We start from the raw sequence: 18,181 nt of genomic DNA, 5'->3' as shown, positions 1-18,181 counted from the left end.
TGTCCTCAAGCAGACCAAGACATCCTCAAGCAGCGAGACGCCGCGCGTCGAGCGATAGGACAAGAACAAAGTGACCCACGCCGTCATCGCCGCCACCGGCCTCTTCACCCCCGAACAGTCGGTCTCCAACGCCGAGTTGGTCGACAGCTACAACGCCTGGGCCGACGGCTGGAACGCCCGCCACGCCGCCCAGATCGAGGCCGGCGAACTGGAGGCCAAGGCCCACTCCTCGCCCGAGTTCATCGAAAAGGCCTCGGGCATCAAGAGCCGGTTCGTGCTGGACAAGGCCGGGATCATCGATCCCGAGCGGATGGCCCCCAACCTGGCCGAACGCTCCAACGACGAGATCTCGATCCTGGCCGAGATGGCGGTCAAGGCCGCGCGTCAGGCCATCGAGGCCTGGGGCAAACCGGTCTCGGAGATCGGCGCTGTCCTGTGCGCCGCCTCCAACATGCAGCGCGCCTATCCCGCCATGGCCATCGAGGTTCAGCAGGCCCTGGGCATCGAGGGCTTCGCCTTCGACATGAACGTGGCCTGCAGCTCGGCGACCTTCGGCATCAAGACGGCGGCGGACTTCATCGTCGGCGGCTCGGTCAAGGCCGTGCTGATGGTGAACCCGGAGGTCTGTTCGGCCCACCTGAACTTCACCGACCGCGACAGCCATTTCATCTTCGGCGACGTGGCCACGGCGGTGATCGTGGAGTCCTCAGAGACGGCCGGACCGGGCGGCTGGGACGTGCTGGGCACGCGGCTGAAGACGGTCTTCTCGAACAATATCCGCAATAATTTCGGTTTCCTGAACCGCAACGCCCGCGACACCGACCATCTGGATTCGCCGATCGCCGACGACAGCGCCCAGAACGACAAGCTGTTCATCCAGCAGGGCCGCAAGGTCTTCCGAGACGTGGTGCCGATGGTGTCGGACATGATCGTCGATCACGCCGGCGAACTGGGCCTGGATCCGCACGAATTGAAACGGCTGTGGCTGCACCAGGCCAACATCAATATGAACACGATGATCGGCAAGAAGGTTCTGGGCCGCGAGCCGTCGTCGGACGAGAACGTCATCATCCTGGACGACTACGCCAACACCTCCTCGGCCGGCTCGATCATCGCCTTCCACCTGCACAACGACGGGTTCGAGCCGGGCGACACGGGCCTGATCTGCAGCTTCGGCGCCGGCTATTCCGCCGGGACGGTCTTCGTCAGGAAGCGCGCCTAAGACCTAGAGCCGGGGCAGGAACAGGACGAAGTCCAGGCTCCACAGCCCCGGCCCGTTGGCGATCAGCCAGATCAGGATCACCATCAGCAAGGTCTCCGGCAGGTCGAAATAGCTGGAGAGGCGATAGCCGAGACTGGTCCCCTCGACCGACTTGGACGCCACGGTCACAAGGGCGACCAGGCTGATGATCAGCAGCACCAGCGCCGCCAGGCTGGTGAACAGGCCCATGATCAGCAGGGCGCCGAAGGCGAACTCGCACACCGACACGAACCGGGCGGTCTGGCGCGGCGCGGCGATGCCGGCCTCGACCATCGTCTTCTGCATCTTCTCGGCCTGGGCCGGGGTGAACAGTTTGTAGAAGCCGGACAGGAAGAACATCCCCCCGACCACGACTCGCGCGATCAGGGGCGCGATGTCCATCAGAGCCGGGATGCCCAGGCCGAAGCCGCGATAGAGGTCGATCATCAGACAAGGGCTCCGCTGGATGGCGGAGCCTTCAATGCCTTACGGACGCGTCGGTTGCTGGGGCGGATGCGCCGCCTTCCATTCCATCGCCCGGCGGATGCGGTTCTCGACGCTGGGGTGATCGTAGAACAGGAACTCCTCCACCGCCGAGGGCGACGGGGCGCGGTATTCGGCCGTCTTGATCAGGGCCTTGGCCAGGCCGTCAGGCTCATTGGCGTGGACCAGCGAGAAGTGGTCGGCGTCTTCCTCCGTCGTCCGCGTCATGGTGGCGAAGACTGGGGTGCCGAGCACGCCCAAAAAGGCCAGGACCAGGAAGAGGATCGGAAGACCGGTGGGATCGGCGATGTCGCCAACGCGGTCCGCCCTCAGCAGCCTGTGCGCCAGCGGATAAAGCCGATCCGTCAGCCAGAAGGCCAGGGCCGACAGCAGCACCAGCACCCCGACCATCCAAAGGATGTGGGCGTGAACATAGTGACCCATTTCATGGCCGACGACGCCGCGCACCTCTGCCAGGTCCGCGCCCTGCTTGAACATGGTGTCGCTCATCGCCACGCGCGCCGTGCCGAACAGGCCCGAGACATTGGCGGTGTAGCGGTCGGACTGTTTGGAGCCGTCGTAGATGAAGATCTTGTCCGACGGCGTGCCGGTCTGTTTGGCCAGCGCCACGACGGCGTCGCGCACCGGCCCGTTCGGCGCGGGCGTATAGGTGTTGAAAATCGGCTCGATCACCAGGGGCGAGATCACCAGGCCGATGACGATGAAGGCCGCCGTCACCCCCGACGCCCAGGCCCACCAGAACCGTCGCGCGCGCCGGATCAGGGCGTAGATCGCCATCAGCAGTAGCGCGGTGACGACGACCGAGATGGCCGCCCCGATGACCGCCTCGCCCAGCCAGCCGCCCAGCGCCTGACTGCTCAGGCCATACTGTTTCTCGCGATACCAGCTTTCATAGATCGACCACGGCAGGGTCAGCACCCAGCTCATGATCGAATAGACCAGGGCGACGGCGAAACTGGCCATCAGCGGCCGGCGACGGCGGCGCTCGATCCGGCTGCGAATGGCGACCAGCAGGCCGGTGCGCACGATGATCCAGGCGACCAGGGCCGAAACCACGAAACTCCACAGGATCAGCCAGTGCGATCCGTGGGTATAGGCGACGGCGCGGGCCGTCTCTTGGGGCGACAGGGTCGCGAGCCACTGGGCCGTGGCGATGGCTGGATCGAAATTCTTCATGGTTTCTCCCTTAAGAGAACCAAAGCGCGTGACCCGCGTTATGTCAGGTTAATTCCCATCCATGATGATTCTTGCGCCGCCACGCTTGAAACTGTCACAGTATTTTGCAACGCATTCGATTGTCGAGAACAGGGGGTTTCCCAGATGGCTCACATGACACCGAAGCAGGTGCTGGAAAGCTTGGCTAACGATATCGCCGCCGTGCTGAAGAGCATGGGCGGTTCGGCCCACCAGAATATGGTGGTCGATTGCGTCGCGGCGATGAAACGTCAGCGCGGCGAGGCGGTGAATCCGCCCGATCTGCGCCAGAAGATCATCGAGACCTTCGAACAGTACCGCGACTGGTTCGTGCGTCCGTTCGGCGAAGGCTCGCAGCGCTGGGCCCTCGCAGGCGACTTCGCCTGACATCACTGTCCTGAACGCGAAAGGCGCGCCCCTCACGGAGCGCGCCTTCGTCGTTCTGGCTGACCCTAAAGATCAGAAGCGACGGATGTAGCTGACCGAATAGGCGTCGGCCTTGCCCGCATCGTCACGGTAGTCGCGACGGGTCCAGTCGGCCCGCACGCCGTTCACGCCATCCAGGTAGTAGTTGGCGCCGGCGCCGTAGTTCCAGCTGTCGCCGCCCACGTCGGTGTTGGCGCCGGGGAACTCCTGCTTCAGTTCGGTGTGGCCGTAGCCGCCGCGCGCGAACAGCTCCAACTTTTCGCCGACCGGATATTTGCCGACCACATAACCGGCGGCGTCCCACTCGTGCTTGATCGAGCCATCGACGCCCGCGACGGTGAAGTCGTCGTCCTTGACGCCGACCGAGGCTTCGGTTTCCAGCGCGATGTAACGGTTGAGGTTTACGCCCAGACGACCGGTGACGGCGCCCGTCGTTGCATTGTCGCCTTCAAGATGAGTGTAGCCCAGCGATCCGTAACCGCGCGGCTCAGGATTGGTTTGAGCAAAGGCCGGAGCGGCGATTGCGGAAACGGCGACGGCGGCGAGAAGAATGTTACGCATTGTTTCTTACTAACTCCTAGATGTGATGACCGAATCGATCATCAGCCCCATCCAGCGAGAGCTTAAATAGGTGACGCGTTCGTCTGTTCCAGAGGTTCAGAAACACTACGAATACCTGTGGACCCAATGACACATACGGCGTTCCGTCAAGGTTGTCGGTTTTGTGACAAAGAAAAAGGGCGGCCTCGTCAGAGACCGCCCTTTTCATGATCCGATGAGGAGAGGGACTAGCGGTCCTTCTCGCGCTCCACGTTCAGCGCCGCCTGCGCCGCCGCCAGTCGGGCGATGGGCACGCGGTAGGGCGAGCAGGAGACGTAATCCAGCCCGGCCTTCTCGCAGAAGGCGATCGACGACGGATCGCCGCCGTGCTCGCCGCAGATGCCCAGCTTGACCTCGGGCCGCACCGCGCGACCGCGCTCGGCGGCGATCTCGATCAGACCGCCGACGCCGTCTTGGTCCAGACGCACGAAGGGATCGGTCTCGAAGATGCCCTTGTCCAGATAGGCCTGCAGGAAGCGCCCCGAGTCGTCGCGGCTGATGCCGAACGTCGTCTGGGTCAGGTCGTTGGTGCCGAAGCTGAAGAACTGGGCGTATTCGGCCAGGTCCCCCGCGCGGATGGCGGCGCGCGGCAGCTCGATCATGGTGCCGACCAGATAGTCGATGGTCTCGCCCGTCTCCTCGAACACGGCCTTGGCGGTGCGGTCGGTCAGTTCGCGCAGGAACTTCATTTCCAGACCCAGGGCGACCAGCGGGTGCATGATCTCCGGCAGCGGGGCCTGACCCGACGTCTTCTGAACCTCCAGCGCCGCCTCGATGATGGCGCGGACCTGCATCTCGTAGATCTCGGGATAGGCCACGCCCAGGCGGCAGCCGCGGTGGCCCAGCATGGGGTTGGTCTCGTGCAGCTCCTTGGCGCGGCGCTTCAGCTTGTCGGCGTCGATGCCGGACGAGGCCGCCAGGGCGTCGATGTCTTCCTCGGTATGGGGAATGAACTCGTGCAACGGCGGGTCCAGCAGGCGCACCGTGACCGGCAGACCGGCCATGATCTCGAACAGCTCGACGAAGTCCGACTTCTGGAACGGCGCGATCTTGGCCAGGGCCGTGCGGCGGCCGGCCTCGTCGTCGGCCAGGATCATCTCGCGCACGGCGGCGATCCGGGTGTCGTCGAAGAACATATGCTCGGTCCGGCACAGGCCGATGCCCTCGGCGCCGAAACCGCGCGCGGTCTTGGCGTCCAGCGGCGTCTCGGCGTTGGCGCGCACCTTCAGGCGACGCACCTTGTCGGCCCAGGCCATCAGGGTCTGGAAATCGCCGGTCAGTTCCGGCTCGATCATCGGCACGGCGCCGTCCAGCACCTCGCCCTTCGACCCGTCGATAGTGATGATCTCGCCGGCCTTGAAGGTGCGGCCGCGCGCGGTGAAGGTGCCCTTGGCCTCGTCGATGTGGATCTCGCCGGCGCCGGAGACGCAGGCGCGCCCCATGCCGCGCGCCACGACGGCGGCGTGGCTGGTCATGCCGCCGCGCGCCGTGACGATGCCGCGGGCCGCGTGCATGCCGTGGATGTCCTCAGGCGAGGTTTCCTCGCGCACCAGGATGACCGCCTCGCCCAGGCCGGACATGCGTTCGGCCTCGTCGGCGTCGAAGACGATCTTGCCGGTGGCGGCGCCGGGCGAGGCCGGCAGGCCGGCGGCGACCACGGTGCGGGCGGCGTCGGGGTCCAGGGTCGGGTGCAGCAGCTGGTCCAGAGCCGACGGCTCGACCCGGCTGATGGCCTCCTCCTGGGTGATCACGCCCTCGGCGGCTAAATCCACGGCGATCTTCAGCGCCGACTTGGCCGTGCGCTTGCCGTTACGGGTCTGCAGCATCCAGAGACGGCCCTGTTCGACCGTGAACTCGATGTCCTGCATGTCGCGATAGTGGCTCTCCAGTTTGTTCACCACCGTGACGAACTGGCCGAAGACTTCCGGCATGGCCTCTTCCATCGAGGGGGCGGTCTCGCCCATCTCCTCGCGGCCGATCTTGGTCAGCGATTGCGGCGTGCGGATGCCCGCGACCACGTCCTCGCCCTGGGCGTTGATCAGGAACTCGCCGTACAGGCGCGCCTCGCCGGTCGAGGGGTTGCGGGTGAAGGCGACGCCCGTCGCCGAGGTCTCGCCCATATTGCCGAACACCATCGACTGGACGCTGACGGCCGTGCCCCAGCTTTCGGGGATGTCGTGCATGCGGCGATAGAATTTGGCCCGGTCGTTCATCCAGCTGGCGAAGACGGCGCCCACGGCGCCCCACAGCTGGTCCTTGGGATCCTGCGGGAAGGGATGGCCCAGTTCACGCTCGACCACGGCTTTGTAGTCGGCGACCACCTTCTGCCAGTCCTCGGCCTTCAGGTCGGTGTCGACGGTGACGCCCAGCCGGTCCTTGTGCTGGTCCAGCACCTCTTCGAAATCGTCGTGGCTGAGGCCCAGCACCACGTTCGAATACATGGTGATGAAGCGGCGATAGCTGTCGAAGGCGAAGCGGCGGTCGCCTGACAGTTGGGCCAGACCCTCGACCGTCTGATCGTTCAGACCCAGGTTCAGGACGGTGTCCATCATGCCCGGCATGGAGGCCCGCGCGCCCGAGCGCACCGAGACCAGCAGCGGGTTGTTCACGTCGCCGAACGTCTTGCCGACGATGCCCTCGACCTGATCCAGGGCGGCCTTCACCTGGGCTTCCAGATCGGCGGGATAAGTCTCGCCATTGGCGTAATAGTGGGTGCAGACCTCGGTGGTGACGGTGAAGCCCGGCGGGACCGGCAGACCCAGCGACGACATTTCCGCCAGGTTCGCGCCCTTGCCCCCGAGAAGGTTCTTCATCGACGCGTCGCCGTCGGCGGAGCCTCCGCCGAAGCCGTACACCCACTTGGTCATCTTGCAGTCCCTGAGCTTTTCGGATCGTCCGACGGGTTGGCCCCGCTCGCACATGCAGCACGATCTAGCGCGGAGGAACCGGCTTGACCATGGCGGATGTAACAATGCGTGAGCAGGTAACCGGTTTCCTCAATCGCCCAGCGCGTTGCGATGATGACAAGGCGGCGAAGCAAACCAAAAAGGGCCGGGCGATACGCCGCCCGGCCCTTCGGTCTTGTCGCTAAGGCGAACCGATCAGCTGTCGGCCTGCCAGCCGCCGGCCAGGGCGCGGAACAGGGCGATCTGGTAGGTGGTGACCAGGGCGTCCGATTGGGCCAGAGCGGCGTCGGCCGCCGCCTGAGTGCGTTCGGCGTCCAGCACCAACAGGAAGCTGTCGGCGCCGGCGTTGAAGCGCAGGCGCGACAGGTCGGCGGCGCGGGCCGCCTGGTCGCGCGCCTCGGTCAGGGCCGCACGGCGGTCCAGTTCGTTGGCGTAGTTGGACAGAGCGGTTTCCGTCTCCTGCAGCGCCGTCAGCACCGTCTGATCGAAGGTGGCCAGGGCGGCGTCCGAACGGGCGCCGGCGGCCTTGATCTGGGCGCGGGCGGCGAAGACGTTGGGGAACGACCAGCTGATCAGCGGACCGAAGCTGAAGCGGAAGTTCTGGTCGTCGCTGAGTTCGCCCGATTCCAGCGCCGTGGAGCCGATGGAGCCCCCCAGGCTGATCTGCGGGAAGAGGTTGGCGGTGGCCACGTTCACACGGGCGGCGGCGGCGGCCAGTTCAGCCTCGGCCTGACGGACGTCGGGGCGACGCGCCAGCAGGGCCGCGCCGTCGCCGACCGGGATCGGCTGGGTCAGTTGCGGCGGACGCACGCAGGCGGCGGCGGCCTGGCTGGCCTCGGCGGGAGTGACCCCGGTCAAGGTGGCCAGACGGAATAGCGCCTCGTTGCGGGCCGCGCGCAGGGTCGGCAGGGTCGAGGCCGTCTGAGCCAAGGCCGCGCGGGCGCTGGCCACGTCCAGCCCGGTGCCGGCCCCGCCGTCGAGCAGGGTCTGCGTCAGGTTGGCGGTATTGCGTTGCAGCTCCAGCGTCCGTTCAGCCACCGCGATCTGCGCATTGGCCGAGCAGGTGTCGGCATAGGCGCGTGTCGTCTCGGCGGCGACCGTCACCTGGACCGTGGCCAGGGCGGCCTCGGCGGCGCGGGCGTCGGCGCGGGCGGCGCGGATGGTAGATTCCACCCGGCCGAACAGGTCGATCTCGTACGACGCCTGAAGACCGACGTCGTAGGTGTCGATCTCTGGCGCTTTACCGTCAGTGCCTAGCGACGCAGGCGAAGTCGTAGAGGCCGAGGCGCGGCTGCGCTGGGCCTGGGCGCTGGTCGCTGTGGTCGGGAAGCGGCCCACGCGGGCCTCCGACAGCGACGCCCGGACGGCGCGCAGGTTGGCGAAGGCGGCTTCGAGCTCGTTGTTCTCGGCGAAGGCCTGCTGGATCAGGGCGTCCAGCGTTGGGTCTTCATACAGTCGCCACCAGTCGTCGCGCGCCGCAGCGGTCGAGACGGTGGGGCTGGCCGAGCCGATGAAGCCCCCCGTCCCGGCGACGGGCAGGTCGGCAGGCGGCGCCTTGGGCCCGACCGCGCAGGCGGCGAGCAGGGCGCTCGACGCTGCGGCGGTCAGGAAGCTGAGGGTCTTGTTGCGGGTCATCAGATGTCCCCTCCCCGGCCGGTCGCGGGCGCCGGAGCGTTCGGATCGGTCAGGTCGCTGGTTTCGTCGTAACGCACGGCCGTATCAGGGGTCGTGGCGGGTTTGGGCTTTTTGCCTTGCGGCAGTTTCGAGGACAGCCAGCGGCTGACCACATAGAAGACCGGCGTGAAGATCAGGCCGAAGAAGGTCACGCCCAGCATGCCCGAGAAGACGGACGTGCCCAGCGATTGCCTCATCTCGGCGCCCGGCCCCGTCGCCAGCATCAGCGGCACGACGCCGAGGATGAAGGCGAACGAGGTCATCAGGATCGGACGCAGACGGGTCTTGGCGGCGGCGACCGCAGCCTCGAACCGGTTCATGCCCTGGTCTTCTTCGGCTTGCTTGGCGAACTCGACGATCAGGATGGCGTTCTTGGCCGCGAGCGCGATCAGAACCACGAGCCCGATCTGGACCAGGATGTTGTTGTCCAGACCCCGCAGGTTCACCCCGATGATGGCCGCCAGCAGACACATCGGCACGATCAGGATGACCGCCAGAGGAAGCGTGAACGCCTCGTACTGAGCCGCCAGCACCAGGAAGACGAACACCACCGCCATCATGAAGATGGCCGTCGCGCCCGAACCGGCCGCCTTCTGCTGATAGGCCAGACCCGTCCATTCGTAGGAGAAGCCTTGAGGCAGGGTCTGCGCGGCCATGTTTTCCATGATCTGCAGCGCCTCGCCCGACGACACTCCTGCTGCGGCGTTGCCCTGAAGCTCGGCCGCCGGGAACAGGTTGTAGCGCACGATTCGGGCCGGACCCGAGTCGTTCACCAGGTTCGCCACCGAACCGATCGGCACCATGGCCCCCGACGACGACTTGGTCTTCAAGTTGGCGATGTCGGCGATGTCGTCGCGCGCCGTCGGCTCCGCCTGCGCCGTCACCCGGAAGGTGCGGCCCAGCATGTTGAAGTCGTTGACGTAGGACGAGCCGAGATAGACCCCCAGCGTGTCGAACACGGCGCTGGGCTGGACACCCATCATCAGCGCCTTGTTGCGATCGACGTCGGCGGTGATGCGCGGCGAGGCGGTGTTGTAGGTCGAGAAGACCTGGCTGACCTCGGTCGGGGCCTGGGCGGCGGCGCCCATCATGGCGAAGGTCGCGCCTTCCAACGGACGATAGCCGGCGCCTTCGCGATCCTGGATCATCATCGAGAAGCCGTTGCCGGTGCCCAGACCCTGAACCGCCGGGGGGGCGATGACGAAGATCTGCGCGTCCTCGATCTGACCCGTGGCCTGGGTGATGGCCCCGGCCAGGGCCGTGGCGGCCTCTTCCTTGGTGCGATCCTCGAACGCGTTCAGACGCACGAAGATGGTGGCGGCGTTGGAGCCGAACGAGAAGCTGGAGCCGTCCAGGCCGGCGAAGGCCACGGTGCCGTCTACCCCGGGCGTGTCCTGGATGATCTTGCTGGCGCGTTCCATCACCGCCTGGGTGCGATCCAGCGAAGCGCCGGCCGGCAGTTGGATGACGCCGATCAGGAAGCCCTGATCCTGCTCGGGAATGAAGCCCGAAGGCGTGTCGATCAGGCGCCAGGCCGTCAGACCCAGCAGACCGGCATAGATGATCAGCACCAGACCGACCGTGCGCACCAGACGCGCCGTCAGGCGGCCGTAACGGTCCGACAGCCAGTCGAAGCCTTCGTTGAACTTACGCCCGGCCCAGCCGGCGTAATAGACGACCGTGCCCAGGACGCCCGGCTTGCGGGCATGCTCGTGGTCCTTCTTGTGCGGCTTCAGCAGCAGGGCGGCCATGGCCGGCGAAAGCGTCAGGGATATGAACAGCGAGATGATCGAGGCCGAGGCGATGACCACCGCGAACTGACGGTAAAAGATGCCCGGAATGCCCGGCACGAACATGGTGGGCACGAACACCGACACCAGCACCAGGCCGATGGCGATCAGGGCGCCAGAGACCTCCTGCATCGATCGATAGGCGGCCTCCTTGGGAGTCAGGCCTTCGCTGATGGCCCGCTCCACGTTCTCGACCACGACGATGGCGTCATCGACGACGATGCCGACGGCGAGGACCAAGGCGAACAGGGACAGGGAGTTGATCGAATAACCCAGGGCCAGCTGCACCGCGAAGGCGCCGACCAGGGACACGGGAATGGCGATGATCGGGATGATCGCCGCGCGCCAGCTTTGCAGGAAGACCAGGACGACGATCACGACCAGAATGATGGCTTCCAGCACGGTATGCTGAACGGATTCCACCGAGGAGGCGACGAATTCGGTCGGGTTGTAAGGCACAGAGATGGCCATGCCGGCCGGCAGTTCGGCTTTGACGGCCTCGACCTCGGCCAGGACCCGATCAGCGGTGCCCAGCGCATTGGCGCCCGGCTGCTGCACGATGGCCAGACCGACGCCGCGTTGCCCGTCGAAGAAGCCGCGGATGCCGTAGTCCTGGGCGCCCAGTTCGATCCGCGCCACGTCGCGCAGATAGGTGACGCGCCCTTCGGCGTCGGTCTTGAGGATGACCTTGGAGAATTCTTCGGGGTCGGTCAGACGGCCCTGAACCTGGACCGGCAGCTGGAAGGAGGCGGCGCTGTTGGGGAACGGCGGCTGGCCGATGGAGCCGGCGGCGGCCTGGACGTTTTGGGCGCGCAGGGCGGCGACGATCTCGGAACCCGTCAGACCGCGCTCGGCCGCCTTGGCCGGGTCGATCCAGACGCGCATCGAATAGTTGCCGCCGCCGAACACCTGAACCGCGCCCACGCCTTCGATGCGCAGCAGGCGGTCCCGCAGTGTCGAGTTGCCGTAGTTGCCGACATAGTCGTTATCCAGAGTGCCGTCAGGCGACGTCAGCCCCAGGATCATCAGGAAGCCGCTCTCGGCCTTGTTGACCACGACGCCCGTCTGTCGAACCGCCTCGGGAAGGCGGGGTTCGGCCAGAGCCACCCGGTTCTGGACCAACACCTGAGCGGAATCGAGGTCCGTTCCGGGCTGGAAGGTCACGGTGATCGCCACCGCCCCGTCCGAGGTGGATGAGGAGGTGATGTAGAGCATGTTCTCGACGCCGTTCACCTCCTGCTCGATGGGGGCGGCGACGGTTTCAGCCAGGGTCTCGGCCGAGGCGCCGGGATAGGCGGCGTTGATGGTGATCGTCGGCGGCGCGATCTCCGGATACTGCGACAGGGGCAGCAGCGGATAGGCGGCGATGCCGATGATCGTGATCACCACCGCGATCACGGCCGCGAAGATCGGCCGGTCGATGAAGAAGCGGGAGATGTTCATGGCTTAGCCGGCGGGAATGGAGTTGGCGAACGAGGCGCTGGACGCCGGGGCCGCCTGGGTGACCGGGGCTTGCGACGCATCGGCCGCGACCGGCTGGATCTGACCGTTCTTGGGCGTGACCTTGGAGCCCGGCTGGGCCGCGCGTTGCAGGCCGGCGATGATGACGCGGTCGGTGGGGGCCAGGCCCGAACGGACGACGCGCAGACCCTGGACGATCGGGCCCAGCTGGACGGCCTTGTTCGTCACGGTGCCGTCGGCGTTGACCACGGCGACGGTGCGGCGGGCCTGATCCGTGCCGATGGCCGAATCCGGCACCAGCAGGGCGTCGTAGGCGCCCGCGCCGGCGACCTGGGCGCTGCCGAACATGCCGGGGCGGAGGAAGCCGTCGGCGTTCGGAAGGATGGCGCGCAGGCGGATGACGCCCGAGGCGGTGTCTACGGCGTTGTCCGAGAAGTCGAGACGGCCGGTGTGCTTGTAGGTGCTCTCGTCCTGCAGGCGGACGTTGACGGTCGCGCCCTGATTGGCGCCGCCCTCACGCAGATACTTCAGCAGCACCGCTTCCGAACCGTCGAAGACGAAGTGGATCGGGCCGCCCGAGATGATGGTGGTCAGGACGTCGCCTGCCGACGAACCGCCGGCGATGACATTGCCCGGATCAACGCGACGGTCGGATACGCGGCCCGAGGTCGGCGCGGTGACGCGGGTGTATTCAACGTTCAGACGTGCGTTGCGGACGGCCGCGTTTCCGGCGGCCAGATTGGCCTGCGCCGCATCGACGGCGGCCTTGTTGGAATCATATTCGGCCTTGGACACCGCCTGCGAGGCCAGAAGGGTCTCGCTGCGGGCCAGGTTGGCGCGGGCCAGCGACAGCTGCGACTGGGCCTGAGCGACCTGGGCCTGAGCCTGGGCCAGGGCGGCCTGGGCCGGGCGCGGATCCAGGGTGAAGAGCAGTTGGCCGCGCTGGACCATCTGGCCGTCGCGGAAGTGAACTGCCTGAATATAGCCGCCGACGCGGGCGCGCACGTCCACGCTCTCGACCGCCTCAAAGCGGCCCGTGAACTCGTCCCAGTCCCGGACCTGCTGCTTCAGCGGCGTCGCCACTGTCACCGGTGGCGCGCCTTGCGCCGGAGCTTCCGCCTTGGGGGAACAACCATAAAGCGCACCCGTCGCCATGACGGATACGGCCGCAATCTTCAGCCCGCGCATCTGCGCAATCTCCCTGTCGGAGGTAAAATCCCAGTCGTGCGGACAGAGGCCGATGGGGAGTCGGCCTTGTCAACGCGTGGTGACTTAATGGTCGGAGCCGTGGCGCTTGTCAACAGGCGTTGACAAAGCCATATGTGATCTACGGTTATTCACCTGTGGAGTGTCATCACCTTGTTATGTCCCGGCCCACGCCCGAGAAACGCCGCCGCAACCCGCACGGCCATTCTCGATGCTGCGCGTGAGAGATTCGCGGCGGACAGCTATGACGACGTGGGGATGCGCGACATCGCGCGAGACGTGGGCGTCGATGCTGCGCTGATCAGCCGATACTTCGGCTCCAAGGACGACCTGTTCCTGGCCGCGCTGGACAGCTGCGGCGACGGCAGCGCCCTGATGCAGGGCGAGAAGGCCGACTTCGGTCGGCGCGTCGCGCACGAGATCGTCTTCGAACCCAAGAAGGCGGAAAAGCTGAAGGGCATGTCGATCATGCTGCGCTCCATCGGCTCGGCCAAGGCTGCGGAGATGGTTCAGACCACTTGCACCCAGCGTTTCTTCGGCCCGCTGGAGGACTGGCTCAGCGGACCCGACGCCACGGTGCGCGCGCGTTTGCTGGCCGGCTTCATCATGGGCATGTCGGTCAGCCGCGAGCTGGGCGGCGGCAGCTTCAACATCGAACCGGCCCAGTGTGAAGAGATGCGCGACCGGCTGGCGCCGATCCTTCAAGCCCTGATCGACGGCTGATCACGTTCCGGAAATGAAGAAGGGCGCGGAGGTTTTCCTCCGCGCCCTTTGTCTTGTCCGGCGACCGGTCTCAGTGCGAGGCGGTCGTGGTCACCTCGGCCCGCGGCTTGGTGCGGATGCAGGCGATGGCGAAGACCGTCAGACCGACATAGCCCAGCATCGGCACGATGAAGGCCGGCTGAATTCTGCCCGCCGCATCGGCGATGTGCGCCGCGACCTGAGGTAGAAGCGCGCCGCCGATGATGCCGAAGACCAGCAGACCCGAGGTCGCCGACGTCGGCGCGGTCGAACGCTCCAGCGTCAAGGTGAAGATGGTCGGGAACATGATCGAGTTGAACAGGCCGATCGACAGGACGGCGTATGCCGCCGTGGGGCCGCCGATCTGGCTCACCATCAGACATAGGACGGCCGCCGCGACGGTGCAGCAGGCCAGAACGACGCCAGGGCGAACCTTGGTCAGGACGGCCGAACCGATGAAGCGGCCGACCATGGCGCCGCCCCAATACAGGGCGACCATCTTGCCCGCCGTCTCGATGGGCGCGTTCAGGATGTCGGGGCTTTCCAGGAAGTTGGTCAGCATGCCGCCGATGGCGACTTCCGAGCCTACATAAAGGAAGATGGCCAGGGCGCCGAAGACGGCCCAGGGCGAAGACAGGGCCTTCAGCGGCGACACGGCGTTGGTCGTGGCGGGGGCGGCGGCGTTGATCTTCTTGCGCGCCGTGAAGATGAAGACGGCGACCAGGGCGAAGAACGAGCCCATGCCCAGGAAGGCCATGTCGATGCTGCGCAGCGACTGGGTGCGGGTGGCGGCCGTGACCACTGCGCCCGCAGCGAAGACGCCGCCGGTCAGCAGGACGTGCGAGCCCAGCCACGGGCCGACCGTGGTGCCCAGCGAGTTGAAGGCCTGCGACAGGTTCAGACGGCTGGACGCGCCCTTGCGGCTGCCCAATTCGGCGACCAACGGATTGGCCGCGACCTGCAACAGGGTTACGCCCGAGGCGATGACGAACAGGGCGATCAGGACGCCCGGATACCAGTCGGCGGCCGTGGCGGCCGGCACGATCAAACACCCCGCGACCATCACGATCAGGGCGCCGATGATCGAGCGGCTATACCCCAGCTTGCTCAGCACCGAGGCGGCCGGCAGCGACATCAGCCCATAGGCGATGAACCAGGCGAATGTGGTCAGGAAGGCCTCGGCGTTGTTCAGGTCGAACACGCGCTTCACCGCCGCGATCAGCGGATCGATCAGCGAGGTGGCGAAGCCCCAGGCGAAGAACAGCGTGGTGACATAGGCAAAGGCCAAGCCTACGCCCTGGCGTTTTCCGGCGTCCGGAACGGTCATGGATGTGATCCCCCAGTGAACAAAAACGGCCGCGCTGTGCTCGCGCGGTTCTCGCAATGCGCTTGGTTCCGACATCACGGGATGCGCGTCCAGCCGAAAAGCGCGCTCTGTAACGAAACTTTTCCGCCCCGCTTCGGCTTCGGCAAAGAAAAGGGCCGCCTCGCGAACGCGGCGGCCCAAGTTTGCTCAGAAGAGAGGGGTAGAAATCAGAACCGGTAGTTCATGCCGACAGCGAAGGTCCGGCCGTAGCTCTGATAGTCGATGGTCCGGCGCTCATCGCCGTTTTCGAAGGTCTTGAACGGCTCGTCGGTCAGGTTGTTGACCTGGGCCAGGATCGACAGCCCCTCCAGAGGACCGGCCTGGAACTCGTAGCCGATCTGGGCGTCGACGACGGTCTCCGCCGCGACCGAACGCAGGGTGCGGCCGTTGCCGAAGCCGGCGACCTCGCCCAGGTAGTCCGACCGGTGACGGGCAGAGACCCGCGACTGGAAGCCGTAACGCTCATAGTAGAGCGAGCCGTTGATGACGTTCTCCGACAGACCCGGCAAGGCGGTCGGGGGCTGGGTCGGATCGGGCTGGACCTCGCTGTCGGTCGTCGAGGCGCTGAACTGGGCGCCGAAGCCTTCGAGCGCCGGGTGGAAGATGTCGAACGGCGCCGAGATCGAGAACTCCAGCCCCTTGATCCAGCCGCCTTCGCCGTTGTCGGGCGCGCCGACCAGGCCCTGCCGCAGAGCCGGTTCGGGGTTGGTCGGCGAGATCACACCAATGGGGTAGCCGGTGAAATCGACGATCTGGTTGCGGTTATAAACGTAGCTTTCCAGGTGCTTGTAGAAGGCCGCCAGCGAGACATACCCCTTGCGGTTGGCGAAATACTTCTCGAACGACAGGTCGATCACGTCGGCAATGAAAGGCTTGAGTTCGGGATTGCCGCCGCCGCCGCCCCACGGGGACTGATTGATGTCGGTCGATTGAGCCAGGCCGGCGTTGTAGCTGAAGTTCCGCGAAGCGCGCATGTCGTCCATACGCGGACGCGCCAGGGTGCGCGCCACGGCCATACGCGCGAACATGTCGTCGCCGACTTCCAGGATGAAGTTCGAGCTGGGCAGGATTTCCAGATATTCTGCACCGCCGTTGACGGCGATGGTCTCCGACACGCCAGGCCCGACCTGCCGCGCCGAGAAACCGTTCGAGCTCTGGTCGGTATAGACGAACTGCATGCCGACGTTGCCGGTCAGGGCGCGACCGAACAGGTTGTGATCGATGTTGGCGCGGACGTATGCCGTCGAGACCTTTTCGGTGACTTCCCAGTTGCCGGCGGTGACATCGGCGTTCGGGTTACGGATGCGGTTCAGGGCGCCGCTGTTGACCAGGCCGAGCGCGTCGTAGCTCAGCACCTGCGAAATACCGAGGTAGCCGAGATCAGTCGGATCCAGCAGGAAGGCCGTGGGCACGGTCAGGTCCCCGCCGCCGGGGACGCCGAGATAGAACTGGTCGTTGACGAAGCTCTTCTGGCGTTCGGTGTAGTTGGCGCCGAAATCGATCGACTTGAACGGGCTCTGGTGCAGTTCGCGTGTGACGGAGAAGCGAGCGGCCTTGATCTCGTCCTCGACGGACGGTGTGTTCATATAGCCGGCCTGGCCCTCGGGGATCACGTCGCCGCCCCAGCCTTGCGGGCTGGTGATCTTGATCAGGGCCGGATCGGCGTAGTTCAGGCGGCTGGTGAAACGGGTCACGCCGTCGTCGGTCAGCTCGAAGCCCAGGCTATCCAGGACGCCGTTGATGTTGCGGCCCGTGCCGGCGTTGGTTTCCAGGATGATGTCGTTACGCTCGACCTTGGAGTAGCTGAGGTCCAGGTTCATCGACCAATCGTCGTTCAGAACGAACTCGGTGTTCCAGCCCAGCGACGTGATGTTGCTGTCGCGCTTGTTTAGGTCGTTGCGGACGACACCCTTGATGTTGTCCCAGGTGCCGGCGACGATCAGACCGTCCTCGACCGTATAACCGGGACGCAGCGCCGGCGCCGGACGGCAGAGCGCGGATTGGACGTTGACCGTACAGTCGCCCGACGAACCGCCCCAGGCCAGCGGGAACTCGATGCCACGCAGGACCTGGGTGTTCTTGAACTCGGAATAGAAGGCGTCGATCGTGGAGTGGATGCGGTCGTTCGGGCGCCATTCCAGCACGCCCATATAGCCGTCGCGCTCCAGCTCCGACGACATGACATAGGGCTTCACGCCCCCGGTAATCAGATTGCCGTCGGTGTAGTTCGGATAGCCCCAGGCGTTGAACCGTTCGGACTGATAGGGCGAGCTCATGTGGGCGTAACCCAGCGCCACGCCCAGCGTGCCGTCCAGGAACTGGTCGATGTAGGAGATGGTGTAGCGGTCGCCCTTGTCGGTCGTGCCCGAGTTCAGGGCGCCGATGTCGTTCCACTCGTGGCGGTAGTTCAGGGCGATGGCCTGACGACCGTAGGCCAGCGGGCGCACGGTGCGCAGATCGACGGTGCCGCCCAGGCCCTGGCCGATAAGGGACGCATCCGGGGTCTTGTAGACGACGACGCTCGACAGCAATTCGGCCGGGAACTGATCGAACTCGACGCCGCGGTTGTCGCCGGTGGTGACCAGCTCGCGCCCGTTCAGCAGGGCGGTGGTGAAGTCGGGACCCAGGCCCCGGATCGAGATCGCCTGACTGCGGCCGTCCAGGCGCTGCATCGTCACGCCGGGCAGGCGCGCCAGGGATTCGGCGATGGAGACGTCCGGCAGCTTGCCGATGTCTTCCGACGAGATGACCTCGACGATCGAAGTGTTGTTGGCCTTGGCGTTGATCGACGCCTCGATGGAGCGACGGATGCCGGTGACGACGATCTCGCCGACCTCGGTCGCCTGATCGTCGGCCTGGGCCGTCGTGGCGGCGGTCTGGGCGTGCGCGGCGCCGACCGACATCATGGCGGCTGCGCCGAAGGCGACGCCGGATAGCAGGCGCGCGCGCCGGTTGAGACGTTGGAACATGGTCATCCTCCCTGGGGCTGATCGCGATTCTGAGCGTCGCAATCTGAAACCGTCGCAAAAATATGCAAATCTTTGGCAAGGTTGCAAGCAGTTAATGTGAGCGC

12 protein-coding genes are annotated in these 18,181 nt (G+C 65.9%); 3 read left to right on the top strand and 9 right to left on the bottom strand.

The window, feature by feature from the left end; translation table 11 throughout:
• Nucleotides 1-70: 70 nt before the first annotated feature.
• Nucleotides 71-1,222 carry a beta-ketoacyl-ACP synthase III gene (locus ACP693_RS06095; protein ID WP_426018141.1) on the top strand — a complete coding sequence of 384 codons (1,152 nt, stop codon included), beginning with the start codon at nt 71-73 and terminating at the stop codon, nt 1,220-1,222.
• 3 nt (nt 1,223-1,225) lie between these two features.
• On the opposite strand, the gene ACP693_RS06090 is transcribed toward ACP693_RS06095, so the two are convergent.
• Both ACP693_RS06090 and ACP693_RS06085 read right to left on the bottom strand, forming a co-directional pair.
• Nucleotides 1,226-1,687, bottom strand: a complete 462-nt coding sequence (locus ACP693_RS06090) for a DoxX family protein (RefSeq protein ID WP_346494029.1) — start codon at nt 1,685-1,687, stop codon at nt 1,226-1,228.
• Between the two features lie 39 nt (nt 1,688-1,726).
• A complete protein-coding gene (locus tag ACP693_RS06085) occupies nt 1,727-2,920 on the bottom strand; it encodes a M48 family metallopeptidase (protein WP_426018144.1) in 1,194 nt (397 codons plus the stop codon).
• Between the two features lie 153 nt (nt 2,921-3,073).
• On the opposite strand from ACP693_RS06085, the gene ACP693_RS06080 reads away from it, so the two are divergent.
• Complete coding sequence (locus ACP693_RS06080) at nt 3,074-3,325, top strand: hypothetical protein (RefSeq protein WP_425982365.1); 252 nt, start codon at nt 3,074-3,076, stop codon at nt 3,323-3,325.
• 72 nt (nt 3,326-3,397) lie between these two features.
• Here the strand turns inward: ACP693_RS06080 and ACP693_RS06075 are convergent, their stop codons facing one another.
• From ACP693_RS06075 to ACP693_RS06055, 5 genes are all read right to left on the bottom strand, one after another.
• On the bottom strand, nt 3,398-3,925 hold the full coding sequence (locus tag ACP693_RS06075) for a porin family protein (RefSeq protein WP_426018147.1): 528 nt from the start codon (nt 3,923-3,925) through the stop codon (nt 3,398-3,400).
• Between the two features lie 227 nt (nt 3,926-4,152).
• Nucleotides 4,153-6,831, bottom strand: a complete 2,679-nt coding sequence (gene ppdK, locus ACP693_RS06070) for a pyruvate, phosphate dikinase (RefSeq protein ID WP_426018148.1) — start codon at nt 6,829-6,831, stop codon at nt 4,153-4,155.
• 234 nt (nt 6,832-7,065) lie between these two features.
• On the bottom strand, nt 7,066-8,505 hold the full coding sequence (locus ACP693_RS06065; RefSeq protein WP_426018149.1) for an efflux transporter outer membrane subunit: 1,440 nt from the start codon (nt 8,503-8,505) through the stop codon (nt 7,066-7,068).
• Nucleotides 8,505-11,777, bottom strand: coding sequence for an efflux RND transporter permease subunit (locus ACP693_RS06060; protein ID WP_426018150.1), 3,273 nt, complete (start codon nt 11,775-11,777; stop codon nt 8,505-8,507). Before ACP693_RS06060 ends, ACP693_RS06065 begins: the two co-directional genes overlap by 1 nt.
• Before the next feature lie 3 nt (nt 11,778-11,780).
• Nucleotides 11,781-12,983 carry an efflux RND transporter periplasmic adaptor subunit gene (locus ACP693_RS06055; RefSeq protein WP_426018152.1) on the bottom strand — a complete coding sequence of 401 codons (1,203 nt, stop codon included), beginning with the start codon at nt 12,981-12,983 and terminating at the stop codon, nt 11,781-11,783.
• A gap of 171 nt (nt 12,984-13,154) precedes the next feature.
• Here ACP693_RS06055 and ACP693_RS06050 point away from each other — a divergent pair, with 171 nt between their 5' ends.
• Complete coding sequence (locus ACP693_RS06050) at nt 13,155-13,724, top strand: TetR family transcriptional regulator (RefSeq protein WP_409714026.1); 570 nt, start codon at nt 13,155-13,157, stop codon at nt 13,722-13,724.
• A gap of 70 nt (nt 13,725-13,794) precedes the next feature.
• On the opposite strand, the gene ACP693_RS06045 is transcribed toward ACP693_RS06050, so the two are convergent.
• Nucleotides 13,795-15,069 carry a sugar MFS transporter gene (locus tag ACP693_RS06045; RefSeq protein ID WP_426018154.1) on the bottom strand — a complete coding sequence of 425 codons (1,275 nt, stop codon included), beginning with the start codon at nt 15,067-15,069 and terminating at the stop codon, nt 13,795-13,797.
• Nucleotides 15,070-15,275: 206 nt separating this feature from the next.
• Nucleotides 15,276-18,077, bottom strand: coding sequence for a TonB-dependent receptor (locus tag ACP693_RS06040; protein WP_426018155.1), 2,802 nt, complete (start codon nt 18,075-18,077; stop codon nt 15,276-15,278).
• Nucleotides 18,078-18,181 lie beyond the last annotated feature (104 nt).

The organism is Brevundimonas sp. TWP1-3, from assembly GCF_049896085.1.
Lineage (GTDB): Bacteria > Pseudomonadota > Alphaproteobacteria > Caulobacterales > Caulobacteraceae > Brevundimonas.
This window is presented reverse-complemented; position numbering and strand designations above follow the sequence as displayed.